The following is a 25,146-nucleotide window of genomic DNA, read 5'->3' as shown; positions in this document are numbered from 1 at the left end:
GTACAATGCCGCCACTGTTCGAGGTGGAGGGGATGACGTGACTGCTGGCGGATTTTCCGCGGCCGCGCCGGATGCGGCGCTGGCCGCGCTGTTCGTGCCGTTCGAAGCGGGCGAGTTGCGTATGCCGGCGGACGGCCGCGTGTTGTTCCTGCGCGCCCGCGCCGGGCTGAGCCTGCGCCAGAGGGCGCAACCCGGCTGGTTGTGCGAGCAGGGTTTCCTGCCGTTCGCCGATGAACTGGGCCGCCACGGCCTGCGCGTGGGCGAAGCGGCGGCCGATGAAAAATTTCCGCTGGTGCTGCTGTTGCCGTCGCGCCAGCGCGACGAGGCACGCGCGCTGTTCGCCCGCGCGTTGCGGCAGCTGGCGCCGGGCGGCACGGTGCTGGCCGCGATGCCGAATGCCGAAGGCGCCAAGTCGGGCGAGGCGGACCTGGCGAAACTTTCCGGCGCCGTGCAGCACCTGTCCAAGCACAAGTGCCGCGCGTTCTGGAGCACGCCGCAGCCAGCCGACGTCGACCAGGACCTGCTGGCCGCATGGCTGGCACTGGATGAACCGCGTAGCATCGCCGACGGCTACCTCAGCCGCCCCGGCCTGTTCGCCTGGGATCGCATCGACCCCGCCTCGGCGCTGCTGGCGGAACACCTGCCGGCAGACCTGCACGGTCGCGTGGCCGACCTCGGTGCCGGCTACGGCTATCTGTCCACGCAGGTCGTCGCGCGTTGCCCGCGGGTCGAGGCGATCGACCTGTACGAAGCCGAGGCGCGCGCGCTGGAACCGGCACGGCTCAACCTGGCACGGGCGCAGCGCGAGTGCGCGCGCGAGCTGGCCGTGACGGTCTACTGGCACGACGTCACCCGTGGCCTGGCACAGCGCTACGACGCCATCGTCAGCAACCCGCCGTTCCACCAGGGGCGCGCCGACCTGCCGGAACTGGGCCGCGCGTTCATCGTCAGCGCGGCCGAGGCGCTGCTGCCGGATGGCCGGCTGCTGCTGGTGGCGAACCGGCACCTGCCATACGAGGCCGTGCTGGCCTCGCGTTTCCATGAAGTGCGCACGCTGGTCGTGCAGGAAGGATTCAAGGTGATCGAAGCAGTCGGGGTGCGCGGATGAAACTGGTCAAGCTCATTGCGAACCTGGGCTACGGCAGCCGCAAGGACGTGACCCAGCTGTTCCGCTCCGGGCGCATCACCGATGCGAACGGCGAAGTGCTGTACGCCGACGACGTGGTGCCGTACGAGACCATCCGCGTCGACGACGAGCCGCTCGATCCGCCGCCCGGGCTCACCCTGATGATGAACAAGCCGCTCGGCGTCACCTGCTCGCGCAAGGACCCGGGTCGCGTGGTGTATGACCTGTTGCCGCCGCGCTACAACGTGCGTTCGCCGGCCCTGTCCAGCGTGGGCCGGCTCGACCGCGACACCTCCGGCCTGCTGCTGTTCACCGACGACGGCGCACTGCTGCACCGGATCATCTCGCCAAAAGCGCAGGTGACCAAGGTCTACGAAGCCACCCTGGCGCAGGACCTGCGCGGCGACGAGGGCGAGCTGTTCGCCAGCGGCAGCCTGCTGCTGGAGTCGGAAACCGAGCCGCTGGCGCCGGCTGCGCTGGAGGTGCTGGGTCCGCGGCATGCCCGGCTCGGCGTCAGCGAAGGCCGTTACCACCAGGTACGCCGCATGTTCGCCGCCGTCGGCAATCATGTGGAGACGCTGCAGCGGGTGTCGGTCGGCGGGCTGGTGCTGGGGGACCTGCCGCCAGGCGAATGGCGTGCGCTCGATGCCGCCGAAGTCGCGCTGATCTTCGCCGTGTAAGCGCTACTACAGAACGTGCACTGCGGTGGGAATCGCGTTGCCGAACCACTTGTGCCGCTCGTCGCGGCAGCTCGGGCTGCCCATCGCGAACTTGCGGCAGATGGCGGGGCGGTCTTCGTAGATGGTGCAGCGGAAGGTGTTCGGGTCGACTGCGGCGCACCAGCCGTCCTCGCCCTTGGCCAGGGTTTCCATGCCGTATTCGTCGCGGGCGACCAGCCAGGCCGGCACGCGGTCTTCCGGCATCAGCACTACGGTGAGGCGGCAGCACACGGCTTCGCAGGTATTGCAGTGCACGCCGGGGTCGACGCTTTCTGCGTAGGGGTCGGGGATATTTTTCACTCGTCAGTGTGACAGCTTCGCCCGGCGCGAATGTGAACTTCCGGTGGGATTGCCGTGTTCAATCCGTGCCGTCGCGCCACAACGCCTGCCAGCCATCGACGCCCAGCCGTTGCAGCGTCTCGATGTTGCGCCGGTAGATGGCGTCGGTGTCGCTCATCTGTTCCATCGCACGCTCGATGCTGGATTCGCGCAACAGATGCAGCGTGGGGTACGGCGAGCGGTTGCTGAAGTTCTCGACATCGTCCGGTGCGGTGTCGGCGAACTGATAGCGGGGATGAAAGCCAGCCACCTGCCATTCGCCTTCCAGCCCCAGCGTCTGTACGGCGGCGTCGGCCACGTCGAGGAAGTCGTTGTAGTCGAGGAAGTCGTCGAGCACGAACGGGTGGATCAGCAGGCCGGTCTCGCATTCCTCCGGCGTCAGCGCGTTGAGCGACTGCAGCTCGCCGCAGAGGTCATCGAGCAGCGCGTCGGCATCGCGTGCATGGCTCACCCGCATGCGCAGCTTGCCCTGCACGTGCGGCGCGCGGGCGAACGGGCACAGGTTCAGCCCGATCACCGCGCGCTCCAGCCAGCGGGTGGTGGCGGCGAGGTAGGGGGCATCCTCGGGCAGCGCGTCGGCGTTGAGCTCGTTGGCGGGCGTCGGGTTCATGCGGTTTTCGCAGGTGGCGGCAGCCGACTATAGCGGCTGGCCGTCGCAGCGGCCCGGGCATGCCGTATCGATGGCCGTGCGGGACGCCTTGCCGCCGGATACGGCAACTGGCTCCGCAAACCTGATTTAATGGCGAACCCCGGCGCCGGAAACTGGCTGTGCCCGCGCCCTTGAACAGGATTCCCTCGTGGATGGTTCCACCCCGACGACCGCAGATACCTTGCACGGCGAGAGCCGCGGGTACGCCGGGGTCGATGGCGTGCATCCGCCGGCGGACCCCATGACGGTGCGCAACATCCCGCGCGATCCGGCCCGCGTATACCTGATGGCTCCGGCGTGCTGGAAATCCGGCGGTTCGTCGGCACGCCATCGCCCCGTCGCCCCGCTGGTCGTGATGCCGGCACCTGCCCGGTGGATTCGCTCACGGGCCGTGCCTGACCGGTTGTCGGCGCGGGCGCCGCGGCCGGCAGCGGAACGCTGGCTGCTGCCACCCACATGGCCGCTGGATGGATGGCAGGCGACCGCAGCCGCCCGCTTGCGCCGCCTCGTCGACGCGCGCATCGCACCGTGGACACGGTGGCCGGGATGGGCGAATACGTCTTGGCACCGGCTTGCGGCAGGCGTCGTCATGGGCGCCATCGCGAGTGCTGCCCTCGTGCTGTTGCGCCCTGGCGTGCCGCACTTCGGCGCGGGATCAACAACGGCCAGTGCCATGGCTGCCACGCCGGCATCGGCCACGTCTGCACTGCTCTCGGCGACCACACCGGTGCCGGTGCTGTCGATGGCCACCGCGGCTCCGGCAAGCGCGGCAACGGTGGCGTCGGCAATCCGCTCCGTGCAGGCCGAAACTCGTCGCCAGCTGCTGTCCGGGGCCAGCACGATGGACCTGATGATGCCGATCGACGAACCCGACCTGGACATCACGTCCCGGCACAGCCTGTGGTCGCAGGTCGGCAAGGCCGCCGGCGTCGATCCGCTGCTGCTCTACAGCGTCGCCCTGGTGGAGTCGAAGGCGTTGTACCCGGACGGCAAGGTCGCGCCCACGCCCTGGCTGTTCCGCGTCAACGATCATCTGGTGCGCGGCGAGCGCCATGACGTGCAACTGGCGATGGCGGCGGCGAGCCAGTTCGGTTCGGCGGTGCAGGACGTCGGCATCATGCAGGTCTACTACCCGATGCACCGCGACGCGGTGCGCGATCCGCTGACCCTGCTGAATCCGCGCACCAACATCACCGTGGCCGCGAAAATCCTGCGCGACGGCATGCACCAGACCCGCGACCGCGTGCTCGGCGTGGGCTACTACCACAGCCACACGCCGAGCCTGGCCAGGGATTACGGCACCGCCGTATTGACCGTCTACCAGCGGCTGCAGGCGATCCATCGCCCGGCGCACGGCGGGCAGGCCGTGGCGCGCTAGCCGCGGCGCGGCCTTGCATAGGGCCATCGGCGCCCGGATATAGGCTGCAGCCCCGAGGTGCCCTGATGTTTGATCTTCGTTTCGACAATGCGTTCGTGCGCGAGCTGCCCGGCGATGCGGAGCAGGGCGCGCGGCGGCGCCAGGTGGACGGCGCGCTGTACTCGCGGGTCGATCCCACGCCGGTGGCGGCGCCGCGCCTGCTGGCGCATTCGGCGGAGATGGCAGCGGCGCTGGGTTTCAGTGCAGCGGACGTCGCCGCACCCGCGTTCGCGCAGGTGTTCGGCGGCAATGCGCTGCTCGAGGGCATGCAGCCGTACGCGGCGAACTACGGCGGTCACCAGTTCGGCCACTGGGCCGGGCAGCTCGGCGACGGCCGCGCGATCTCGCTGGGCGAAGTCGTCAACGCCGCCGACGAGCGCTGGGAACTGCAATTGAAAGGTGCGGGGCTGACGCCGTATTCGCGCGGCGCAGACGGCCGCGCGGTGCTGCGTTCCTCGGTGCGCGAGTTCCTGTGCAGCGAGGCGATGCACCACCTGGGCGTGCCGACCACACGCGCGCTGAGCCTGGTCGGCACCGGCGAAACGGTGGTGCGCGACATGTTCTACGACGGCCACGCCGCGCCGGAACCCGGCGCGATCGTCTGCCGCGCGGCGCCCTCGTTCATCCGCTTCGGCAATTTCGAGCTGCCCACGTCGCGCGGCGATATCGTGCTGCTGCGGCAGCTGGTCGAGTTCACCATCCGCCGCGATTTTCCGGAACTGGAAGGCAGCGGCGAGGCGCTGTACGCGGCGTGGTTCCGGCAGGTGTGCGAGCGCACCGCCACGATGATGGCGCACTGGATGCGCGTGGGCTTCGTGCACGGGGTGATGAACACCGACAACATGTCGATCCTCGGCCTCACCATCGACTACGGCCCGTACGGCTGGGTCGACAACTACGATCCGGAGTGGACGCCGAACACCACCGATGCGCAGCGGCGCCGCTACCGCTACGGCCAGCAGCCGAACGTGGCGTGGTGGAACCTGAGCTGCCTGGCCGGTGCGCTGGCGCCGCTGTTTGACGGCGTCGAACGGCTGGAAGCCGGGCTGCAGCATTACGCCGCCACCTATGCCGCCGCCGACCGCGCGAACATTGCCGCCAAGCTGGGCGTGGCTGAATGCCGCGACGACGACGTGGCGCTGATGCAGTCGCTGCAGGGATTGATGCAGCAGGCCGAGATCGACATGACGCTGTGGTTCCGCGCGCTGGGTGAGTTCGGCATGCAGTCGCCCTCGCTGGCGCTGTTCGGCGAGGCGTTCTACGACGAGGCGAAACGGCGCGAGGCCGAGCCGGCGCTCGGCGACTGGCTGGCCCGCTACGCGGCGCGGCTGGCCGACGATCCGCTGTCGCCGGCGCAGCGCCGCGAGCGCATGCGCCTGGCCAACCCGCGCTACGTGCTGCGCAACTACCTGGCGCAACAGGCGATCGATCGTGCGGAGCAGGGCGATACCAGCGGTATCGCTGAATTGCTCGACGTGCTGCGCCATCCGTACGACGACCAGCCCGGCCGCGAGGCGTTCGCGCAGAAGCGTCCGGACTGGGCGCGGCACAAGGCTGGTTGCTCGATGCTGTCGTGCAGCTCCTGAGCCGGAAAGCACGAAGGCCGGCATGGCCGGCCCTCGCGTTGCGGAACTGGTGCCCTCGAGACGATTCGAACGTCCGACCTGCCCCTTAGGAGGGGGCCGCTCTATCCAACTGAGCTACGAGGGCAGCGGCGGGATTTTCGCATGGATCGCATGGCGGCGCGATCCGTCACTTCGCCGTCCGTCGGCAAGCAAGGGGCGAAACATCACTCCCTCCCCTGCTTGCAGGGGAGGGCTGGGGAGGGGTTGGCTCTTGATCTTTTCGCAAGCCCGGCGCTACCCCCTCCAACCTCCCCCTGCAAGCAGGGGGAGGAGCACAGCATCTGCCTCCTGTTCGCAGGGGAGGGAGCAAGGCGGCCAGCCTGTTAGAATGGGCAATTACCGATTTCACCCACGGCGCCCGCGGGCGCCGCACGTCCAGGAGACCTCCATGTCCCATGCAATCCTCAGCGCGCTCGGCCTCGACGGCGAGCAGTCCGGCAGCTACCTCGGCCAGGGCGAGTGGTCGAAGACCACCGACGCCGGCGCGCTGCAGCCGGTGAACCCGGCCTCCGGCGACGTGCTCGGCACCGTGCATGCGTCCAGCGCCGCCGATTACGAGGTGATCGTCCAGCGCGCGCAGGCCGCGTTCAAGGTATGGCGCAGCACCCCGGCGCCGCAGCGTGGCGAAGCGGTGCGCCTGTGCGGCGAGGCGTTGCGCAAGCACAAGGACGCGCTCGGTTCGCTGGTCGCGCTGGAGATGGGCAAGATCAAGCCCGAGGGCGACGGCGAAGTGCAGGAGATGATCGACATCGCCGACTTCGCGGTGGGCCAGAGCCGCATGATGTACGGCGCCACCATGCATTCGGAGCGCCCCGGCCACCGCATGTACGACCAGTACCACCCGCTGGGCCTGGTCGGCATCATCAGCGCGTTCAACTTCCCGGTCGCGGTGTGGGCGTGGAACGCCATGCTGGCCACCATTGCCGGCGACATCTGCATCTGGAAGCCGTCGCCGAAGACGCCGCTGTCGGCGATCGCCACCATGAAGATCTGCAACGAGGCGCTGAAGGCCGGCGGTTTCCCCGACCTGTTCTTCCTGTTCAACGACGCCGGCAGCGACCTGGCGCAGGCCTTCGTCGACGACAAGCGCATCGCGCTGATCAGCTTCACCGGCTCGACCAAGGTCGGCCGCATGGTCGGCGAGCGCGTGGCGCGGCGCATGGGCCGCTCGCTGCTGGAACTGGGCGGCAACAACGCGATCATCCTCGATGAAACCGCCGACCTGAAGCTGGCGATCCCGGGCATCGTGTTCGGCGCGGTCGGCACCGCCGGCCAGCGCTGCACCACCACGCGCCGGCTGTTCGTGCACGAGTCGATCTTCGACGGCGTGGTCGATACGCTGGTCAAGGCGTACCACCAGGTCGAGGGCAAGATCGGCGATCCCACCCTGGCCACCACGCTGATGGGCCCGCTCAACAGCCAGGAAGCGGTGCAGGGTTACCTGAAGGCCGTGGAGAACGCCAAGGCCGCTGGCGGCACCGTGCGCACCGGCGGCAAGGCGCTGACCGAGCGCAAGGGCAACTTCGTGCTGCCGACCATCGTCACCGGCGTGAAGAACTCCGACGACGTGGTGCAGACCGAAACGTTCGCGCCGATCCTCTACGTGATGCCGTTCAAGACGCTGGACGAAGCCATCGACATGCAGAACGACGTGCCGCAGGGCCTGTCCTCGTCGATCTTCACCAACAACCTGCGCGCGGGCGAGCAGTTCCTGTCGGCGGCGGGTTCGGATTGCGGCATCGCCAACGTCAACATCGGCACCTCGGGTGCGGAGATCGGCGGCGCGTTCGGCGGCGAGAAGGAAACCGGCGGCGGCCGCGAATCCGGTTCCGATGCATGGAAGGTCTACATGCGCCGGCAGACCAACACCATCAACTACTCCGACGCGCTGCCGCTGGCGCAGGGCATCAAGTTCACGGTGTAATCGCGTAACCGGTCGCGGGCGGTGCGCCGCCCGTGACCGTTCGATGCATGACGGCGCTGTTCCACTTCCTAGACGAGTGAGCGACCCGATGAGCTATCAACCGTCCTATCGACCGGGCACCACCACCAATTCGCTGGCGGTGGTGAGCCTGGTCTTCGGCATTCTGGCCTGGTGCGTGCTGCCGTTCATCGGCGCGATCGTGGCGATCATCTGCGGCCACCTGGCGCGTGGCGAGATCCGCCGCAGTCCGCCCGACAACCGCCTCGAAGGCGATGGCATGGCCGTGGCTGGTCTGGTGCTGGGCTACGCGCAGCTGGTGCTGTGTGTGCTGGGCGTGTTCGTGCTGATCGCGGTGCTGGTGTTCGGCTTCGCGTTCGCGGGCTGGCACTGATGCTCGCATGACGGCGGCCTTCGATTTCTCCGGGTATCGCGTCGTCGTCGCCGGCGGCAGCCGCGGTATCGGTCGCAGCATCGCGCTGGGCTTCGCCGAAGCCGGCGCGGCTGTCTCGATCTGCGCACGCGGCGCCACGGCGCTGGAGGAAACCCGCCAGGCGCTGGCGGCGCACGGCGTACCGGCACATGCGCAGAGCTGCGACCTGGCCGACGCCGACGCTATTACCAACTGGGTGGCGGACGCCGCCGCGGCGCTCGGCGGCATCGACGTGCTGGTCAACAATGCCAGCGGCTATGGCTTCGACGAACGCGACGAGAGCTGGCTGGCCGGCTTCAACGTGGACCTGATGGCCGCGGTGCGCGCCTCGCGCGCGGCGCTGCCGCATCTGGCCTCGTCGGCGCATGGCTGCATCCTGCACACCAGCTCGATCGCCGCGTTCCGTCCGCGTGCGAACGGCGCGGCGTATGCGGCGGTGAAGGCGGCGCTGAGCCAGTACACCACCTCGCAGGCGCTGGCGCTGGCGCCGCAGCGCATCCGCGTCAACGCGATCGCGCCCGGCTCGATCGCGTTTGCCGATGGCCTGTGGGATCGCCGCCGGCAGGAACAGCCGGAGCTCTACCGCGCCACCCTGGCGAAAATTCCGTTCGGTCGCTTCGGCAAGCCGGAAGAGATCGCGCACGCTGCGCTGTTCCTGGCCTCGCCGTGGGCCGGCTGGATCACCGGCCACACCCTGGTGGTCGATGGCGGGCAGATGCTCCATGGCTGAGCGGCACGCCACCCCCTGGCTCCACGCTGGCGCATTCGTGCGCCGTACCCGCAACGTGCGCCCGCGCCGGTGGCTCGACGGCGCTGGCAGAAGCGGTGTGGCACCCTTCGATCACCTCGCCCGCATCTGCGCGGGCCAACCGGTCTGATCCATGTACGACACCCTGCGCCCGCTGCTGTTCAAGCTCGATGCCGAGACCGCGCATCGCGCCACCCTGTACGCGCTGGGCGTGGCCCAGCGCAGCGGGTTTGCCCACTGGATCGCCAAGCCGCCGGCGGACCTGCCGACCAAGGCGTTCGGCATCACCTTCCCGAACCCGGTCGGGCTGGCCGCCGGCCTGGACAAGAACGCCGAACACCTGGACGCGCTCGATGCGCTGGGCTTCGGCTTCATCGAGGTCGGCACGGTGACGCCGAAGCCGCAGCCGGGCAACGACCGGCCGCGCCTGTTCCGGCTGCCGCGGCACGAGGCGATCATCAACCGCATGGGCTTCAACAACGACGGCGTCGATGCGCTGGTGCGCAACGTGCAGCAGTCCAGCTACCACGGCGTGCTCGGCATCAACATCGGCAAGAACAAGGACACGCCGAACGAGAAGGCGGTCAGCGACTACCTGCTGTGCCTCACCCGCGTGTACGAGCTGGCCAGCTACGTCACGGTGAACATCTCCTCGCCGAACACCCAGGGCCTGCGCGACCTGCAGCAGGAAGCCACGCTGCGCCGCTTCATCTCGGTGCTGCGCGAGGCGCAGGAGCGGCTCGGTTCGCAGCATGGCCGGCGCAAGCCGATGCTGCTGAAGATTGCGCCCGACCTTGCCGAGGCGGAACTGGATTCGATCGCCGAGGTGCTGCTGCGCACCGGCATCGACGGCGTGATCTGCACCAACACCACCATCGACCATGCAGCGGTGGCGGACGACCCGCGCGGCAGCGAAGCCGGTGGGCTGTCCGGCAAGCCGCTGTTCGACCGTTCCACCGCGGTGCTGGCCGGCATGCACCGGCGGCTGCAGGGCCGTATCCCACTGATCGGCGTGGGCGGCATCGTGGACGGCAGCGATGCCGCCGAGAAGATGGAGCTGGGCGCCTCGCTGGTGCAGTTGTACTCGGGCCTGATCTACCGCGGGCCAACCCTGGTCGCCGAATGCGTCGACGAGATCCGTCGCCAGCGCGGGAACGCCGATGTCGACTGAACGCGTGGACATGGGCGGCTACACGCTCATCGAGCATGCCCCGCTGGCGAACCGCAACACCCTGCGCGTCGATGCGCGGGCAACGCTGCTGGCAGAAATTCGCGACGCCAGCAAACTGCCCCAACTGCTCGACTTCCCCGCCGTGCGCCACAGCCGCCTGCTGGTGCTGGGCGAGGGTAGCAACCTGCTGTTCACCGGCGACTTCGACGGCACCGTGCTGGCGATGGAAACCCGCGGCGTGCAGGTGGAAAGTGACGGCGACAGCGCCCGTATCGCGGTGGCCGCCGGCGAGCGCTGGGACGACTTCGTGCGCTGGACCCTGGGCCAGGGCTACGCCGGCCTGGAGAATCTCATCCTGATCCCCGGCACGGTCGGCGCTGCGCCAATCCAGAACATCGGCGCCTACGGCAGCGAAGTAGCCGAGTTCGTCGAAAGCGTGGAAGCGTGGGATACCCGCGAGCACCGCGTGGTGACGCTGGACCACGCCACCTGTGCCTTCGCCTACCGCGACTCGCTGTTCAAGCACGAACCCGGCCGCTACATCGTCACCGCCGTGCGCTTCATGCTGCCGCGCAGCCGTCCGCTGCGCACCGACTACGCCGGCATCAGCGAGGAACTGGCGCGGATGGGCGTGGACAAACCCGCACCGTTCCACGTCGCCGAGGCGGTGGTACGCCTGCGCACGCGCAAGCTGCCCGACCCGGCGGTGATCGGCAACGCCGGCAGCTTCTTCAAGAACCCGATCGTCGACGCCGCGCTGGCCGACGCACTGAAGCGGGAGCATCCCGGCCTCGCTGCCTGGCCGCAACCCGACGGCCGCTGCAAGGTGTCCGCCGCGTGGATGATCGAGGCTGCCGGCTTCAAGGGCGTGCGCGAGGGCGATGCCGGCATTTCCAGCCGGCATGCACTGGTGCTGGTCAACCACGGCCACGCCACCGGCCCGCAGTTGTGGGCGCTGGCGCAGCGGGTGATGCACGGTGTGCGCGACAGGTTTGGCGTGCAGCTGGAGCCGGAGCCGGTGGTGATCGGCGCGCGCTGAGTTTTTGGGGCGCACTCCGTGCGCGATGCTCTTGCTTCACTCAGGGCCGAGAGTTTCGGAGGCAAGGGCTTTCGTCTGCCTGCGCACCCCCCGTCATGCCTGCGAAGGCCGTCATGCCCGCGAAGGCGGGTACCGCCCTCCCTCCACCTCGTCATGCCTGCGAAGGCAGGCATCGCACTTCGCCCGGCGATTAATACCCTTGTAGGAGCGCGCGCGATGCTTTCGCTTGTGCGCCGGCATTTCAGAGCAAGGGCTTTCGTCTGCCTTCGGCAGCCGAGTTACTTTCTCTTTGCGTGGCCAAAGAGAAAGTAACCAAAGAGAAAGGCCACCCCGCTTGGCGCTTGTTGGGCATCCTGCCCAACAAGTCCGTGAGTCGGGGCCGGGCTTTTCGAGCGGGCATCCTGCCCGCGCGAAAAGGCGAGTCCATCCATGGACTCGCCCGCTGCGCGGCCTGTCGACCCCGCCTCACCGCCGCGCAAGGGACCCCGGGTAGAGCAGCGGGCCATCGTGGCCCGCACTCGGTGATAAAGCTGAAAAGCAACGGCCGAAGCCACACCATAGCGTCGTTTTGCCGTGGCTGTGGTCTGGCTCTTCTAAAGAGTGCGCGCAGGATGCGCGCTGCTCTACCGGGGTCCCCTCTGCAGCGGCGGGCGGGCGAAGGAAAGCCCGCAGGGTGGTTCGCAGGGATGCGAACCAGTTTGTCGTCAGGGCAGGATGCCCTGTCGACAAACCCCGTAGCCCGGCCGCGAACTTTCCGGGCAGGATGCCCGGAAAGCGCGGAAGCGGGGTGCCCCTCTCTTTGGTTACTTTCTCTCGGGCAAGCGAGAGAAAGTGACTCGCCCTCCGAAGGAGGACGAAAGCTCTTGCTCTGATAGTGGCAAAGAAGCCAAAGCTACGCTACGCGCGAACCCGCTTCTCGATATCCGGCAAAAACACCGTAATCAACCCCATCAACGGCAGGTACGCGCACAACCGGTAGACATACTCGATGCCATGCGTGTCGGCCAGGCCGCCGAGCACGGCGGCGCCGATGCCGCCCATGCCGAAGGCGAAGCCGAAGAACAGGCCCGAGATCATGCCCACGCGGCCGGGGATCAGTTCCTGCGCGTAGACCAGGATCGCCGAGAACGCCGAGGCCAGGATCAGGCCGATCACCACGGTCAGCACGCCGGTCCACATCAGGTTCACGTGGGGCAGCAGCAGGGTGAACGGCGCGACGCCGAGAATGGAGACCCAGATCACCCACTTGCGCCCGATGCGGTCGCCGACCGGGCCGCCGATCAGCGAGCCGGCGGCCACCGCGAACAGGAACACGAACAGGTGCACCTGCGCGCTCTGCACCGACACGCCGAACTTGTGGATCAGGTAGAACGTGTAATAGCTGCTGAGGCTGGCCAGGTAGAAATACTTGGAGAAGATCAGCAGGCCGAGGATCGCCAGCGCCGCGATGATCTGCCGGCGCGACAGCGCGAGTATCTCGAAATGCCCGGCCATGGCCTTGCGACGGACGGCATGATGCCGGCTGTACCAGCGCCCCACCTGCAACAGCACCACGATCGCCAGCAGCGCCGCCAGCGAGAACCACGCCACGCTGCCGCGCCCGTGCGGCACGATGATCCACGCGGCCAGCAGCGGCCCCAGCGACGAGCCGGTATTGCCGCCGACCTGGAACAGCGACTGCGCCAGCCCATGCCGACCGCCGGAGGCCATCCGCGCCACGCGCGAGGACTCGGGATGGAACACCGACGAGCCGGTGCCGACCAGCGCCGCGGCGAGCAGCAGCACGGGAAAGCTCGGCGCGGTGGCCAGCAGCAACAGGCCGCACAGGGTGAAGCCCATGCCCACCGGCAACGAGTACGGCATCGGCCGCCGATCCGTCACCATGCCCACCACGGGTTGCAGCAGCGAGGCGGTGAGCTGGAAGGTCAGCGTGATCAGGCCGACCTGGGCGAAGCTGAGCTGGAAGTCGTTCTTCAGGATCGGGTAGATCGCCAGGATCAGCGACTGGATCATGTCGTTGAGCATGTGCGCGAAGCTGATCCCGCCGAGCACCGCAAACTGGGTGTGCTCCGCGGCCGGAGCGGTATCGGTGGACGGCGTGAGGGCGACAGGGGACAGCGGAGCGGTCTCGACGCGAGTCTGCATGGGTGTTTTGGCGGGGTAGGGCGGGGCGGGGAGCTCCCACGATAAGGCAAATGGTGGCAAGCCCGCATGTGCCAACGTATGCAGCGGAGCGGCGCAAGGAGCGGCGGGCAGTGCCCGCCCTACGAAGCCGGCTGTGGTAGGGCGGGCACTGCCCGCCGGGCTGCGCGGTACCCTGGACATCCCCCCCGCAGAGCCCGTCGTTGTCATCCCGTCGTCAACGGTGGATTGCACACTGAGCGGTGCATGACCGGCAAGGTTGCGGTCGCCTGGACTTGGCCCGCGACGCGCTACGATGTCCGGTGTTCCCTGCTTGAACCCACCCGGTGTACCCATGACCAGCCGCCTGATTCGCGAGACCTTGCCGACCGACGCCGCCGCGCCTGCCGCCAACGATGCCGCGCCGTCGACGCACGGGCCGGACCTTACCGACAGCCGCCTGTACATCCATCGCGAGTTGTCGCAGCTGAAGTTCAACATCCGTGTGCTGGACCAGGCGCTGGACGAGCGCACGCCGCTGCTGGAACGGTTGAAGTTCCTGCTGATCTTCTCGGCGAACATGGACGAGTTCTTCGAGATCCGCGTGGCCGGGCTGAAAGGGCAGATCGCGCTGGACCACGAGATCATCGGCGCCGATGGCGTGCCGCCCCGGCGCGCGCTGGCCGAGATCGCCGAGATCGCACACCGGCAGGTCGCGCGGCAGTACGCGATCCTCAACGAGCGCATCCTGCCGGAGCTGGCCACGCACGGCATCCGCATCGTGCGGCGCACGCAGTGGACGCACAAGCAGAAGCTGTGGGTGCGCCGCTACTTCCGCGAGGAGGTGGCGCCGCTGGTCACCCCGATCGGGCTGGACCCGACCCATCCGTTCCCGCTCTTGGTCAACAAGAGCCTCAACTTCATCGTGCGGCTGGACGGCGTGGATGCGTTCGGCCGCGACTCGGGCCTGGCCATCGTGCCGGCGCCGCGCGTGTTACCGCGCTTGATTCGCCTGCCGCTGGAGATCTGCGAGGGCGGCGACAACTACGTGTTGCTGTCCTCGATCATCCACGCCCATGCAGAGGAACTGTTCCCTGGCATGCAGGTGCTCGGCTGCTACCAGTTCCGGCTGACCCGCAACGCCGACCTCACGCTCGACCCGGAAGACGTCGAGGACCTGGCGCTGGCGCTGCGTGGCGAGCTGTACTCGCGCCGCTTCGGCGACGCGGTGCGGCTGGAGGTGGCCGACAACTGCCCCAAGGATCTGGCCGACCACCTGCTCAAGCAGTTCGGCCTGGCCGAGTCGGAACTGTATGAAGTGAACGGCCCGGTGAACCTGGCGCGGCTGTTCCGCATCGCCAACAACGTCAGCTACCCGAAGCTGCAGTACCCGCCGTTCACACCGGCGCTGCCCAAGGTGCTGCAGCACGCCGAGGACCTGTTCGAGGTGATCGGCAAGCAGGACGTGCTGCTGCTGCATCCGTACGAGTCGTTCGCGCCGGTGGTCGACCTGCTGCGCCAGGCCTCGAAGGACCCGCAGGTGCTGGCGATCAAGCAGACGCTGTACCGCACCAACGCGAACTCCGAGATCGTCGATGCGCTGGTCGACGCCGCCCGCGCCGGCAAGGAAGTGACCGCGGTGGTCGAGCTGCGCGCACGTTTCGACGAGGAATCCAACCTCAGCCTCGCCTCGCGCCTGCAGCAGGCCGGCGCGATGGTGATCTACGGCGTGGTCGGCATCAAGACGCACGCCAAGCTGATGCTGATCCAGCGCCGCGAGGGCAGCGAACTGGTGCGTTATGCGCACCTGGGCACCGGCAACTACCACACCGGCAACGCCCGCCTGTACACCGACTACAGCCTGCTCACCTCCGACGAGGCACTGTGCGAGGACGTGCACAAGCTGTTCAGCCAGCTCACCGGCATGGGCAAGATGCTGCACATGAAGAAACTGCTGCATGCGCCGTTCACGCTGAAGAAGGCCCTGCTGGAACTGATCGCGCGCGAGACCGCGCACGCGGCGGCGGGCAAGCCGGCGCAGATCATCCTCAAGGTCAACGCGCTGACCGAGCCGAAGGTCATCCGTGCGCTGTACAAGGCCAGTATCGCCGGCGTGCAGGTGGAGCTGATCGTGCGCGGCATCTGCTGCCTGCGCCCTGGCATCGAAGGCGTGTCGGACAACATCCGCGTGCGCTCGGTCATCGGCCGCTTCCTGGAACACAGCCGCGCCTACTGGTTCGCCAACGCCGGCGAGCCGCAGCTGTACCTGGCCAGCGCCGACCTGATGGAACGCAACCTCGACCGCCGCGTCGAAACCGCCTTCCCGATCGAAGGCAAGAAACTGCAGCAGCGCGTGCACCGAGCGCTGGAGCTGTACCTCACCGACAACGCCAGCGCCTCGCTGCTGCAGCCCGATGGCGAATACCTGCGCCTCTCACCGGCCGCCGGCGAACCCGTGCGCAACGTGCAGGCCGAGCTGATGGACAAGCTGTGCGGGGCAGGGGCCGGCAGCACGTACTGAGCCACACAGCGCAGGGTGGCACCACCCGCCACGCACCACGGAACGCCCTACGGCGCGGGTGGAGCGTGGGGCTTTTCGCTCGGAGCGCGGGGCTTTTTGCGCGGAGCGTGGGGCTTTTTGCGCGGAGCGCGGGGCTTTTTGCTCGGAGCGTCGGGCTCTTTTGCTCGGAGCGCCGGGCTTTTCGCTCGGAGCGTGGCGCTTTTTGTTCGGAGCGCGGGGCTTTTCGCTCGGAACTCCGAGCTTTTTGTTTGGAGCTTCAGGCTCTTTTGCCCGGAGCGCCGAGCTTTTCGCTCGGAGTGTGGGGCTTTTCGCTCGGAGCGCGAGGCTTTTTGCCCGGAGCGCAAGGCTCGGGGCCTACTGGCTGCTGTAGCGGCCGTCCTGTTCGCGGGCGCGGCCCAGCGCCACCAGCATGTCGAGCAATTGCGGCAGGCGTTTCTTCCACGGGCCGCGGGCGCTGAAGCGGGTGGCCAGTGCGTCCGCGTCCAGCGCGATCGGGCTGGCGGCGAGCGCGTCGGCCACGGCGCGCACCTGGGCCACCGCGTCCTTCGGCCACGGCAGCGGCTTGGCGGCGGCGGGCGCGGCGGTGTCGTCGCCGGCCTGCTCGGTGGCGATTTCGGCCTGCTCCGGCGCGGCCTGCGCGGTCGGGTGCTGGAACGCGGGGCGCAGCCAGCGGACCAGGCCGCGCGCTTCCTCGGCCGCGCGTTCCGCGTTGAGCGCCACCAGCCGTTCGAGGATCGCCTCGTCGAAGGCGCGCTTCGCGTCGTCGCGGCTGGTGCCGTCGGCGGGGGCGTCGTTGCCGTGGCTGATGCGCAGCAACGGCAACAGGTCGCCCCAGCCGTAGGCATCGAGCACCGCCGCGTCGATCTCGTCATGCAGCTGGCGCAGCACCGAGACCAGGCCATGCTCGTGGATCACCCGCTCCTTCGTCGTCAGCGGCTCGCCGCTGCGCAGCTTGTCCAGCACGTTGTACATGCCGGTGAGGGTGAGGTCCGGGTACGCGGCTTGCTGGTGTTTGCGGTGGGCGTCGAGTTGTTCGGCGAGGGCTCGAAGGTGGGTTTGTTGTTCGTCGCTCAAGACAGGAAACGGGAAGGGATCAAAGCAACGCGACTTGTTGTATCGCGGATCGTTGCCAACCCCGAGCCTGCCGCCTACTGCCAGCGACCAAACGACATGCGCACAAGACGAAAGCGCGCCTAGGAAGCTCGCATCGTCCAGCGCAATGCACACGAGCATGTTGTCTGGCGCGATGCTGGCGTCGAGAAACTGGAAGGTGCGGTGCTTGGCGGTTTCGACAGTGGCGATGTAGCGCGGCAATGCGGCAAGACTTTTGCGCAACTCCTGCCGCGGCTTGCCGTGAAGCCACCAGAGCCGTGCGTAAGCCGCGCCGTCTTTGCTATCTGCCTTGGCGTCGCGCTCCGGTTTTACGTGTTCAAGCACATGCTGATACACGGCTGGAAAACGTGCGCGCGCTTCCTCCGCACTCAAGCCGAACAGGTCGATCACCAGCACACCACGCGGTTTGTCGGTGAGGTCGCGACCGTTGCGATATGGCCGAATGTAATGCTCCAAGCCGGCGATGCTTCCAAGCCCCAGCGGCCTGGCTTGCTCGGAAGTGACGATGAATCCAGCGCCATGCAGCTTCAGGCCGGGACAGCTGATGCCGCTGTTCGCCAGCAATGATTTCGCCCTGGTGACGTTTGCGCCCGTGCTGAGGTCGGCATGGATCACGCCGCTGCGAGCGCGCAAGGCGATTGCCACTTCGTCCTGCTCGCCGTCGATTTCCGTTTCAACCACACGCAGTTGTCCGTCGGTTGCTCCCACGGCGCCAACGGTCATGGCAATGCGTACTGCCGCGCCATCGGTGGCGTCGACCCACGGGTGATCGGGAATCGCGAACACCAGCGACAGCGGCCGTGCTTTTGCTCCCTCCCCTGCTAGCAGGGGAGGGTTGGGGTGGGGTGCTTTTGACTTGGCGGCGACCCGGGGCAACCCCCTCCCAGCCTCCCCCTGCGGGCAGAGGGAGGAGCCGAGCGCGGCTTCGATGACGCGGCGGTTGAAGGTCTGGCGGATCGAGTTGGTGGTGATGAAGCCGAAGCGCTGCAGCGCGCCGCGTTGGGTCAGCACGGCGGCGTGGTGCCACCAGTACATGACGAAGTCGGCGGACTCGGGGACTTCCGTCCAGGTGGCGCGCAGCGCTTCGGCGTAGCCGTCGCCGAGGGCGCGACGAATGCTGGAAGCGCCAATAAACGGCGGATTCCCCACCACGAAATCCGCTTCCGGCCACGCCGCCTTGCGTGGGTTCACATACCTTTCCAGCGGCACGCGCTTGCTGTCGTCGGGCACGTCCTCGCCGGTGACCGGCGAGGTCTTCATGCTCACGCCGTCCCAGCGACTGACCGGCACGCCGCGCTCGTCGGTGACGTATTCCATGCGGTCGTAGGCCAGCACGGCGTCGCGGTTCTCGATGTTGCGGAAGTCGCGGATCACCGGCTGCGGCGGGTTGATGTCGCCGCGGGTGCGGTAGTGCCATTGCAGGTAGCCGATCCACAGCACCACTTCGGCGATGGCGGCGGCGCGCGGGTTCAGCTCGATGCCGAGCAACTGGTGCGGGTCGACGGTTTCGCCGCCCATCGCGTCGGCGCGTTCGCCGCCGAGCGCCAGGCCGGTCTGGCGGTAGCCGAGTTCGTCCAGTGCGTTGAGCACTTCGCCTTCGAGGCGCTTCAGGTGTTCCAGCGTGACGTAGAGGAAGTTGCCGCTGCCGCAGGCGGGGTCGAGCACCTTGACCGTGCACAGGCGATGGTGGAACGCGCGCAAGGTGTTCACCGCCTCGTCGGCCTTGCCTTCGGCGGCGAGGGTGAGCGCAGCGGCGTGGGCGTCGCTCCATTCGCCGCGCAGCGGCTCGATCACGGTGGGCAGCACCAGCCGTTCGACGTAGGCGCGCGGGGTGTAGTGCGCGCCGAGCTTGTGCCGCTCGCCGGGGTCGAGCGCGCGTTCGAGCAGGGTGCCGAAGATGGCCGGCTCGACGTGTTCCCACTTGGCCTTGGCCGCCTCGATCAGCAGCGCGATCTGCTCGCGGGTGAGCGGCAGAGTGTCGGGCTGCTTGAACAGCTTGCCATTGAAGCGCAGCACCTCGCTGGCGATGGCGCCGCTGAAGCCGCCGGTGTCCATGTCGTGCCAGAGCAGGCCGAGCATGCGCATGGCGGTGTCGGGCTGGTCGGCGTATTTCAGCAGCAGGTCGCGGAAACTGTCGGTGGGCAGCAACTTCACGTCTTCGGCGAACATGGTGAACAGGCAGCGCATCAGGAACTGCGCGACCGCTTCGGCGTGGCGGCCGGCGGCTTCCAGACTGCGGGCGAGGGTGGCGAGGCGTGCGGCGATCTCGCGGGTGACGCGGGCGGATTCGCGGCTGGGGTCGAGCGCGAGCGGGTCGGTCCAGATGGTGCGCAGGCGCGCGCGGATGGTTTCGTCACGCAGTTCGTCGAGCGCGATGCGGTGGCTGCGCGGGTCGGGGAACGGCGTGTAGGTGGCGCCGGAGCGGCTGAACTCCGCATACAGCTCGATGCGGTTGCCCACGTCCACCACCAGCAGGAACGGCGGGCGGCCCTCGCTGGCCGGCAGGGCGCGCGCGTACTGCTCGGCCTGGCTGCGCGCGCGCAGCATGGCGTCGTCGAAACCCTTGGTGTGGGTGGGCGCCTTGAGCTTCTTCGCTTCCAGCACGAAGCAGCCGCGCTTGTACAGGTCGATGCGCCCGGCCGAGCTGCTGCCGTCGCCGTGGCTGAAGGTGACCGGCCGCTCGAACATGTATTGCTGTTCGGCGTCCGCGTGCGGCAGGTCCACGCCGAGCAACTGGCACAAGTCCATGGCAAAGGTCTGCGCGGTGGACAGCTCTGAGGCGGTAACGCCGCGCCACTTGGCGATGAAGGCGTCAGCGTCGCCCTGGTTGATTCCGCTCATGGCCATTCCTTCGATCCACCCCCTGCGCAGGCTAGCCGATGGGGGCGGCCAGCGCACGCGCCCATCGACGCGGCGGTGGCATCATGCCCAACAAAACGCCCAACAAAAAAGCCCCCGGAGGCCGGGGGCTTTCGTGTGAATCCGTGGTGGAGCGGATGGGGATCGAACCCACGACCTCCACGATGCGAACGTGGCGCTCTCCCAGCTGAGCTACCGCCCCACGGAAGCCGCGAATATTAGCAGCGTGCGGGAGCTTCGCCAAGAGCTGAGCCGGACGAACTCAGCCGGGCAGCAGGTCGGGCAGGCGGTCGTGCAGCACCTCGCGGCGCCAGCCTTCGAGGAACTCGGGCCATTCGGCGGTGACCACGTATTCCTCCAGCACCTTGCGCGGGCACAGCAGGCCGGGCGGCAGGTCGAGTTCGCCGGCGCGGTGGTCGATCAGCTCCTTCATCGCCGCCAGCGCCTTCTTCGCCTCACCCTGCGGGTGGCCGGGGATGCGCGCGGTGGTGGCGATTTCCTCGTCGCTGACGGGCACGGCGAGCAGTTCGAACAACTCGCTGCGCTGGGCCGAGCGCAGGGCGCGCTGGCCGCGGCCGCGCTGTTCCAGATCGCCGAGGCTGCGCGGCGGCTGCTGCGCCAGGTTGAGCGCCAGCGTGTCGTCGAGCAGCCACGGGCGCGGCACGTCGAGGCGGCGCGCTCTGCGGTCACGCCATTGCAGCAGGCGACGCAGCAGGGCCTGCTGCGCGACCGGCCAGTCGGCGGCGCCTCGCAGTGCACGCTGCGGTTGCGGGTCGCCGTCACGATGGCTGGCGCGCTGCTTCAGGCGCGCGCAATCCTCGGCGTGCCAGGCGCTGCGGTCGCGGCGCTGCAGGCGTTCGGCCAGCTGTTCGTGGATGGTTTTCAGGTACACGACATCCAGCGCGGCGTAGCTGCGCTGCGCGTCGGTGAGCGGGCGCTGCAGCCAGTCCGAGCGGGTCTCGCCCTTGTCCAGATCCACGCCGGCGAGTTCGGCGACCAGCGCGCGGTAACTCAGGCCCAGGCCCATGCCGGCGAAGGCGGCGGCGACCTGGGTGTCGAACAGGGTGTGTGGGCCGTCCGGCAGCAGCGGCGCGAGGGTTTCCAGGTCTTCGCCGGCGCTGTGCATGATGGTCACCGCGGGGCCGGCGCCGAGCAGCGGCTGCAGCGCGGCGCCGATGGCGAACGCGAGCGGGTCGATCAGGGCGTAACGGCCGTTCCAGCCCAGCTGCAGCAGCGCCAGCTGCGGATAGAAGGTGTTGCGGCGCATGAACTCGGTGTCCAGGCCGACGGCGGCGTCGGCGGGTAGCGCGGCCAGCCATGCCTGCAGCGCGTCGGGACGGTCGATCCAGTCGGCAGCGGCGGGTTCGGGCGGTGACATCGGTACTCCTTGGAAAGGCGCGGGCGTGGATTGCCCTGTCGCCGGTTTGTGCCTATGGTGAGCAGCGCACGATAACAGGCCGCACCAAGGACGCCCATCTATGCCGAACAACGCAACCCTGCGCCGTCAGCGCGCGCTCGGCGGGGCGCTTGGGGTGATCGTGCTGGGGTTTGCGCTGCTGTACCACTTCTTCCCGGGGCTGTTCCACGTCAATCCGGCGCAGGCGCCGCGCCGTTCGATGTCGCTCGGTGCGGCCGCGCCGGGCAGCGGCCTGCAGCCGGAGCGGTTGTCGACGATCAACGAACTGAATGCCGGGCCGCCGCTGACGCTGGCGCCGGCGGCGGTGATCGCCGCGCGCGGCAGCAAGAACGCGAACCTGCCCGAGCAGCTCAGCGCGGACCCGCCCGCGGTACAGGCGCTGCTGGAGCGGGCGAACGTGGCGCTGCGTGCCGGCCGGCTGGTCGGCGCCAAGGACAGCGCCGCCGCCTTGTTCGAGCAGGCACTGAAGGACAAGCCGGACAGCCGCCACGCGGTGCAGGGCCTGTTCGACGTGCGCGCGCGGCTGGTGGCGGAGATCGACCAGGACATCGCGGTGGGCGACGCCGACGCGGCGCAGGACCTGCTTGGTGCGCTGCGCACGCTGCCGAATGCCGAGACGGAAGTGGCGCAACTGGAGGCGAGCCTGAAGATCCTGGAGCAGGTGCGGCCGATGCTGGCGAAGGCCGCCGGTTTGCTGCGGCAGGGCAAGGCGGACCAGCCGCGCGACGGCAGTGCGCTGGAGCTGTACCGCGAGGTGCAGAAGCTGGACCCGCAGAATGCGGTGGCCGAGCAGGGCATCTTCCAGGTGCAGCGGGCGGTGCTGGACCGTGCGCTGGCGGCGGTGGCGCAGAACGATTTTGTCGGGGCCGACCACGAACTGGCCGCGGCGCAGGCGATCCGCCCCGGTTCGCAGCAGATGATCGACGTGCACAAGCGCGTGGACGACATGCGCGAGCAGCGCGCGAACGGCATGCTGGCGCAGGCGCATTCGGCGCTGGACGCCGGCAATGTCGGACTGGCGACGAAGCTGGCGGCGCAGGTGCGGGCGATCGCCCCGGCGCTGCCGGCGCTGGCCGCGTTCGACGAACAGCTGACCAACGCGCGCCTGTACGCCAGCTACAAGCCCGGCCAGGTGTTCGCCGACCGCTACGTCGACCTGCCGGGCAAGACGCCGGCGATGGTGGTGATCCCCACCGGCAGCTTCCGCATGGGCGCACCGGCCGACGAGGAAGACCATACCGATGCCGAGACGCCGCAACACGCGGTCACCATCAGCAAGGGTTTTGCGATGGCGCGCAGCGCGGTGACGGTGGGCGAATTCCGCGAATTCGTGCGCGCCAGCGGTTACGTGCCCGACTCGATCAAGCTGGGTGGCGCCAGCGTGTATGACGAGCGCAGCGGCACGCTGCGCGACGATGCGGACGCCACCTGGCAGGACGACTACGCCGGCCGCAAGGCCGACGACAACCTGCCGGTGGTGAACGTTTCCTGGAACGACGCCAGGGCGTACGCCGAGTGGCTGAGCCAGCGTACCGGCAAGACCTACCGGCTGCCCAGCGAGGCGGAGTTCGAGTACGCGCTGCGCGGCGGCACCAGCAGCCGTTACTGGTGGGGCGACGACGCACCGAAGCGCGCGGTGGAAAACCTGACCGGCTCCGGCGACCGCTCGCGCAGCGGCCGCCGCTGGAGCCACGCCTTCCGCAACTACCGCGACGGCTACTGGGGGCCGGCGCCGGTGATGAGCTTCGCCGCCAACCCGTTCGGCCTGTACGACATCAACGGCAACGTCTCCGAGTGGGTGCTGGACTGCTGGCACGACAACTACATCCGCGCGCCGGACGACGGCAGCGCCTGGGTCAACCCCGGCTGCCGCTCCCACGTGGTGCGCGGCGGCTCGTGGGGCAGCTCGCCGGAGCAGGTGGACTCGGCCTACCGCCAGGGCAGCAGCGGCGACACGCGCAGCGGCCGGGTCGGCTTCCGGGTGGTGCGAGAGCTGTAAGAGGCTGTTCAAGATCTCCAGGCATGAAAAACCCCGCGCGAGGCGGGGTTCTTCGTGAGCTGGTACCGGCGAGAGGACTCGAACCTCCACTGTGTCACCACAAGCGGATTTTGAGTCCGCCGCGTCTACCATTCCGCCACGCCGGCATGTGCGAGCGGGTGATTATGCCGGGTTCAGTGCACGCGGTCGAGACCCAGCTGGCGCACGTCGCGGCCGTACCAGCGGTCTTCCGGCAGCGGCTGGAACACCGAGCAGCGGGTCATCGGGCCGGAGTAGATGTGCAGGCTGACGGTGACCGCGCTGTCGCTGGGGTTGCGGATGCTGTGGTATTCGTGCGGCGGGATCAGGCTGCCGGCCGAGCCGGCGCCGGCCTGGATCGAGCCGACCGGCTGGAAGCAGTAGCGCTGTGCGTCGTGCTCGATCAGTTCGTACTGCACGATCTCCAGCGCGCCGTTCCAGACACCTTCGACGCACCACATGCCGTCGTGGTCGTGGATCGGCGTGCCCTGGCCTGGCCCCCAGGTCATCGCCACCACGCAGTAGCCGTGGTCCTCGCTGCGGTACAGCTCGCGGCGGGCGTAGTGCTCGGCATTCGCCTCGAACACGCAGTCGGGCAGGGTGACGGCATTCTCGCGGATCAGCTTGCACAGGCTGTTGCGCAGGCTGTCGGTGAGTTCGTGGGTGGTCGGTTTGGCCACGGCGGCGTCGATCGCGTCGATCAGGGTGCGGCTGCCGGGGAAATCCAGGGTGAGCATGATGATCTCGGTGGGATGCGTGGTGCGGCTTATCTTAGCAGCGCGGCATTCACCCGGCCGCCAGCCTGTTCAGGAAGCCACCGATCGCGCGGCTGTAGTTGTCGATGTCGACCAGGAACGCGTCGTGGCCCTGCGGCGAATCCAGCGCCACGAATTCCACCTTCGCGCCGGCGGCTTCCAGGCCTTCGGCGATCTGTTCCTGCTGCTGTAGCGGGAACAGGATGTCGGTGCTGACGCCGATCACCATCGCCTGTTCGATGCGGATGCGTCTGAGGCCTTCCAGCACGCTGCCGTGGCCGTATTCGGCGATGTCGAACCAGTCGCTGGCGCGCGACAGGTAGAGATAGCTGTTCGGGTCGAAATGGCGTACGAAGCGCTGGGCGTGGCCTTCCAGGTAGGACTCGACCTGGAACTCGCGGCCGAATGGCTCGTCCTCGCGCTGCTCGGGATCGAGCCGGATGCGCGCGAAGCGGCCGTTCCATTCCATCGCGGAGCGATAGGTGATCACGCCGAGCTTGCGCGCGATGCTCATGCCGAGGTCGGGGTAGCGGCCACCTTGCTCCGCATGGATGTCGTAGTTGCCGTCGTTGAACTGCGGGTCGAGCCGGATCGCCTCGCGCTGCAGCGAGCGGATCGCGATGGCGAACGGCTGCGCCTGCGGCGCGGTGTCCACGCTGATGTGCGCGCGCGCGCTGTCGGGGTGCAGCAGCATGTAGGCCAGCGCGCTCATGCCGCCCATCGAGCAGCCGATCAGGCAGGCCAGCTGGCTGATGCCGAGGCTGCCGGCGACGCCATGCGCGGCGTTGGCGACGTCTTCCAGCGCCAGTTCGGGGAAGCTCAGGCGGTACGGCTCGCCGGTGGACGGATCGATCGAGGCGGGGCAGGTCGAACCCTTGTCGCTGCCCAGCGAGTTCACGCAGATCACGAACCAGCGGGTGGTGTCGATCGCCTTGCCGGGGCCGGCCATGCCTTCCCACCAGCCTGGTGACGGGTCCTCTTCGCACGAGGTCATGTGTGCGCTGGGCGACAGGCCGGTGAGCACCAGCACGGCGTTGTCGCGTGCGGCGTTCAGCGTGCCCCAGGTCTCGTAGGCGACATGTGCGCCGTGCAATTCGCCGCCACGCTTCATCGCGAATGGCGAGGGCAGGGCGTAATAACGGCGCGCGTCGCCCAT

At 68.4% G+C, this 25,146-nt stretch carries 18 protein-coding genes and 3 tRNA genes; 11 read left to right on the top strand and 10 right to left on the bottom strand.

All coding sequences use genetic code 11. The features are described 5' to 3' along the window. The first annotated feature begins 37 nt into the window (after positions 1 to 37). Positions 38 to 1,108, top strand: a complete 1,071-nt coding sequence (locus IMW82_RS04885) for a class I SAM-dependent methyltransferase (protein ID WP_108472605.1) — start codon at positions 38 to 40, stop codon at positions 1,106 to 1,108. After that, entirely contained in the window at positions 1,105 to 1,806 is a 702-nt protein-coding gene (locus IMW82_RS04880; protein ID WP_108472606.1) for a pseudouridine synthase, read from the top strand. Before IMW82_RS04885 ends, IMW82_RS04880 begins: the two co-directional genes overlap by 4 nt. 6 nt (positions 1,807 to 1,812) lie before the next feature. On the opposite strand, the gene IMW82_RS04875 is transcribed toward IMW82_RS04880, so the two are convergent. Together IMW82_RS04875 and IMW82_RS04870 are read right to left on the bottom strand one after the other, a co-directional pair. Beyond that, the gene (locus tag IMW82_RS04875) at positions 1,813 to 2,145 is read right to left on the bottom strand and encodes a YkgJ family cysteine cluster protein (protein WP_108472607.1); all 333 of its coding nucleotides are present in this window, start codon (positions 2,143 to 2,145) and stop codon (positions 1,813 to 1,815) included. Between the two features lie 58 nt (positions 2,146 to 2,203). Next, positions 2,204 to 2,794, bottom strand: a complete 591-nt coding sequence (locus tag IMW82_RS04870) for a DUF1415 domain-containing protein (protein ID WP_108472608.1) — start codon at positions 2,792 to 2,794, stop codon at positions 2,204 to 2,206. Positions 2,795 to 3,422: 628 nt separating this feature from the next. On the opposite strand from IMW82_RS04870, the gene IMW82_RS04865 reads away from it, so the two are divergent. After that, positions 3,423 to 4,211 carry a transglycosylase SLT domain-containing protein gene (locus tag IMW82_RS04865; RefSeq protein ID WP_234411373.1) on the top strand — a complete coding sequence of 263 codons (789 nt, stop codon included), beginning with the start codon at positions 3,423 to 3,425 and terminating at the stop codon, positions 4,209 to 4,211. Positions 4,212 to 4,276: 65 nt separating this feature from the next. Then, entirely contained in the window at positions 4,277 to 5,836 is a 1,560-nt protein-coding gene (locus tag IMW82_RS04860) for a YdiU family protein (RefSeq protein WP_108472610.1), read from the top strand. A gap of 47 nt (positions 5,837 to 5,883) precedes the next feature. On the opposite strand, the gene IMW82_RS04855 is transcribed toward IMW82_RS04860, so the two are convergent. Continuing rightward, a tRNA-Arg gene (locus tag IMW82_RS04855) sits at positions 5,884 to 5,960 on the bottom strand. 303 nt (positions 5,961 to 6,263) lie between these two features. Between IMW82_RS04855 and IMW82_RS04850 the strand changes: the two genes are divergently transcribed. The 5 genes from IMW82_RS04850 to murB all read left to right on the top strand — a co-directional run bounded on the left by IMW82_RS04850 (position 6,264) and on the right by murB (position 11,187). Continuing rightward, the gene (locus tag IMW82_RS04850) at positions 6,264 to 7,799 is read left to right on the top strand and encodes an aldehyde dehydrogenase family protein (protein ID WP_108472657.1); all 1,536 of its coding nucleotides are present in this window, start codon (positions 6,264 to 6,266) and stop codon (positions 7,797 to 7,799) included. Positions 7,800 to 7,887: 88 nt separating this feature from the next. Next, a complete protein-coding gene (locus IMW82_RS04845) occupies positions 7,888 to 8,190 on the top strand; it encodes a DUF4190 domain-containing protein (protein WP_108472611.1) in 303 nt (100 codons plus the stop codon). Between the two features lie 7 nt (positions 8,191 to 8,197). Continuing rightward, positions 8,198 to 8,959 (top strand): SDR family oxidoreductase, encoded by a 762-nt coding sequence (locus IMW82_RS04840; protein ID WP_108472612.1) that lies wholly within the window; start codon positions 8,198 to 8,200, stop codon positions 8,957 to 8,959. 151 nt (positions 8,960 to 9,110) lie between these two features. Continuing rightward, on the top strand, positions 9,111 to 10,148 hold the full coding sequence (locus IMW82_RS04835; RefSeq protein WP_108472613.1) for a quinone-dependent dihydroorotate dehydrogenase: 1,038 nt from the start codon (positions 9,111 to 9,113) through the stop codon (positions 10,146 to 10,148). A gap of 10 nt (positions 10,149 to 10,158) precedes the next feature. Then, complete coding sequence (murB, locus tag IMW82_RS04830) at positions 10,159 to 11,187, top strand: UDP-N-acetylmuramate dehydrogenase (RefSeq protein ID WP_108472614.1); 1,029 nt, start codon at positions 10,159 to 10,161, stop codon at positions 11,185 to 11,187. A gap of 897 nt (positions 11,188 to 12,084) precedes the next feature. Here murB and IMW82_RS04825 read toward each other — a convergent pair. Continuing rightward, positions 12,085 to 13,332, bottom strand: a complete 1,248-nt coding sequence (locus tag IMW82_RS04825; RefSeq protein WP_108472615.1) for an MFS transporter — start codon at positions 13,330 to 13,332, stop codon at positions 12,085 to 12,087. 331 nt (positions 13,333 to 13,663) lie between these two features. On the opposite strand from IMW82_RS04825, the gene ppk1 reads away from it, so the two are divergent. Next, the gene (gene ppk1, locus IMW82_RS04820; RefSeq protein ID WP_108472616.1) at positions 13,664 to 15,829 is read left to right on the top strand and encodes a polyphosphate kinase 1; all 2,166 of its coding nucleotides are present in this window, start codon (positions 13,664 to 13,666) and stop codon (positions 15,827 to 15,829) included. A 354-nt stretch (positions 15,830 to 16,183) separates the two neighbouring features. Here ppk1 and IMW82_RS04815 read toward each other — a convergent pair whose 3' ends face one another. The 3 genes from IMW82_RS04815 to rnd all read right to left on the bottom strand — a co-directional run bounded on the left by IMW82_RS04815 (position 16,184) and on the right by rnd (position 21,179). Then, a complete protein-coding gene (locus tag IMW82_RS04815; RefSeq protein ID WP_108472658.1) occupies positions 16,184 to 19,783 on the bottom strand; it encodes a DNA methyltransferase in 3,600 nt (1,199 codons plus the stop codon). Positions 19,784 to 19,927: 144 nt separating this feature from the next. Beyond that, positions 19,928 to 20,003: transfer RNA gene (locus IMW82_RS04810), tRNA-Ala, on the bottom strand. A 60-nt stretch (positions 20,004 to 20,063) separates the two neighbouring features. Further along, positions 20,064 to 21,179 carry a ribonuclease D gene (rnd, locus tag IMW82_RS04805; protein ID WP_108472617.1) on the bottom strand — a complete coding sequence of 372 codons (1,116 nt, stop codon included), beginning with the start codon at positions 21,177 to 21,179 and terminating at the stop codon, positions 20,064 to 20,066. 100 nt (positions 21,180 to 21,279) lie between these two features. Here rnd and IMW82_RS04800 point away from each other — a divergent pair, with 100 nt between their 5' ends. Beyond that, the gene (locus tag IMW82_RS04800) at positions 21,280 to 23,217 is read left to right on the top strand and encodes a formylglycine-generating enzyme family protein (RefSeq protein ID WP_108472618.1); all 1,938 of its coding nucleotides are present in this window, start codon (positions 21,280 to 21,282) and stop codon (positions 23,215 to 23,217) included. A 60-nt stretch (positions 23,218 to 23,277) separates the two neighbouring features. Here the strand turns inward: IMW82_RS04800 and IMW82_RS04795 are convergent. The 3 genes from IMW82_RS04795 to IMW82_RS04785 all read right to left on the bottom strand — a co-directional run bounded on the left by IMW82_RS04795 (position 23,278) and on the right by IMW82_RS04785 (position 25,146). Then, a tRNA-Leu gene (locus IMW82_RS04795) sits at positions 23,278 to 23,363 on the bottom strand. 27 nt (positions 23,364 to 23,390) lie between these two features. Continuing rightward, the gene (locus tag IMW82_RS04790; protein WP_108472619.1) at positions 23,391 to 23,972 is read right to left on the bottom strand and encodes a cysteine dioxygenase family protein; all 582 of its coding nucleotides are present in this window, start codon (positions 23,970 to 23,972) and stop codon (positions 23,391 to 23,393) included. 49 nt (positions 23,973 to 24,021) lie between these two features. Beyond that, a complete protein-coding gene (locus IMW82_RS04785; protein WP_211003996.1) occupies positions 24,022 to 25,146 on the bottom strand; it encodes a homoserine O-acetyltransferase in 1,125 nt (374 codons plus the stop codon).

The sequence above is a fragment of the Rhodanobacter sp. B2A1Ga4 genome (genome assembly GCF_018101315.1).
Lineage (GTDB): Bacteria > Pseudomonadota > Gammaproteobacteria > Xanthomonadales > Rhodanobacteraceae > Rhodanobacter > Rhodanobacter thiooxydans_A.
Note: the sequence above shows the minus strand (reverse complement) of the source record. Positions and strands in the feature narration are given on the sequence as shown.

Excerpts from the sequence above, each read along its gene's own strand:
- IMW82_RS04880 (WP_108472606.1), top strand. The coding sequence starts at position 1,105 with ATGAAACTGGTCAAGCTCATTGCGAACCTGGGCTACGGCAGCCGCAAG.
- IMW82_RS04870 (WP_108472608.1), bottom strand. The coding sequence starts at position 2,794 with ATGAACCCGACGCCCGCCAACGAGCTCAACGCCGACGCGCTGCCCGAG.
- IMW82_RS04865 (WP_234411373.1), top strand. The coding sequence starts at position 3,423 with ATGGGCGCCATCGCGAGTGCTGCCCTCGTGCTGTTGCGCCCTGGCGTG.
- IMW82_RS04860 (WP_108472610.1), top strand. The coding sequence starts at position 4,277 with ATGTTTGATCTTCGTTTCGACAATGCGTTCGTGCGCGAGCTGCCCGGC.
- IMW82_RS04850 (WP_108472657.1), top strand. The coding sequence starts at position 6,264 with ATGTCCCATGCAATCCTCAGCGCGCTCGGCCTCGACGGCGAGCAGTCC.
- IMW82_RS04845 (WP_108472611.1), top strand. The coding sequence starts at position 7,888 with ATGAGCTATCAACCGTCCTATCGACCGGGCACCACCACCAATTCGCTG.
- IMW82_RS04840 (WP_108472612.1), top strand. The coding sequence starts at position 8,198 with ATGACGGCGGCCTTCGATTTCTCCGGGTATCGCGTCGTCGTCGCCGGC.
- IMW82_RS04835 (WP_108472613.1), top strand. The coding sequence starts at position 9,111 with ATGTACGACACCCTGCGCCCGCTGCTGTTCAAGCTCGATGCCGAGACC.
- murB (WP_108472614.1), top strand. The coding sequence starts at position 10,159 with ATGGGCGGCTACACGCTCATCGAGCATGCCCCGCTGGCGAACCGCAAC.
- IMW82_RS04825 (WP_108472615.1), bottom strand. The coding sequence starts at position 13,332 with ATGCAGACTCGCGTCGAGACCGCTCCGCTGTCCCCTGTCGCCCTCACG.
- ppk1 (WP_108472616.1), top strand. The coding sequence starts at position 13,664 with ATGACCAGCCGCCTGATTCGCGAGACCTTGCCGACCGACGCCGCCGCG.
- IMW82_RS04815 (WP_108472658.1), bottom strand. The coding sequence starts at position 19,783 with ATGAGCGGAATCAACCAGGGCGACGCTGACGCCTTCATCGCCAAGTGG.
- rnd (WP_108472617.1), bottom strand. The coding sequence starts at position 21,179 with ATGTCACCGCCCGAACCCGCCGCTGCCGACTGGATCGACCGTCCCGAC.
- IMW82_RS04800 (WP_108472618.1), top strand. The coding sequence starts at position 21,280 with ATGCCGAACAACGCAACCCTGCGCCGTCAGCGCGCGCTCGGCGGGGCG.
- IMW82_RS04790 (WP_108472619.1), bottom strand. The coding sequence starts at position 23,972 with ATGCTCACCCTGGATTTCCCCGGCAGCCGCACCCTGATCGACGCGATC.
- IMW82_RS04785 (WP_211003996.1), bottom strand. The coding sequence starts at position 25,146 with ATGGGCGACGCGCGCCGTTATTACGCCCTGCCCTCGCCATTCGCGATG.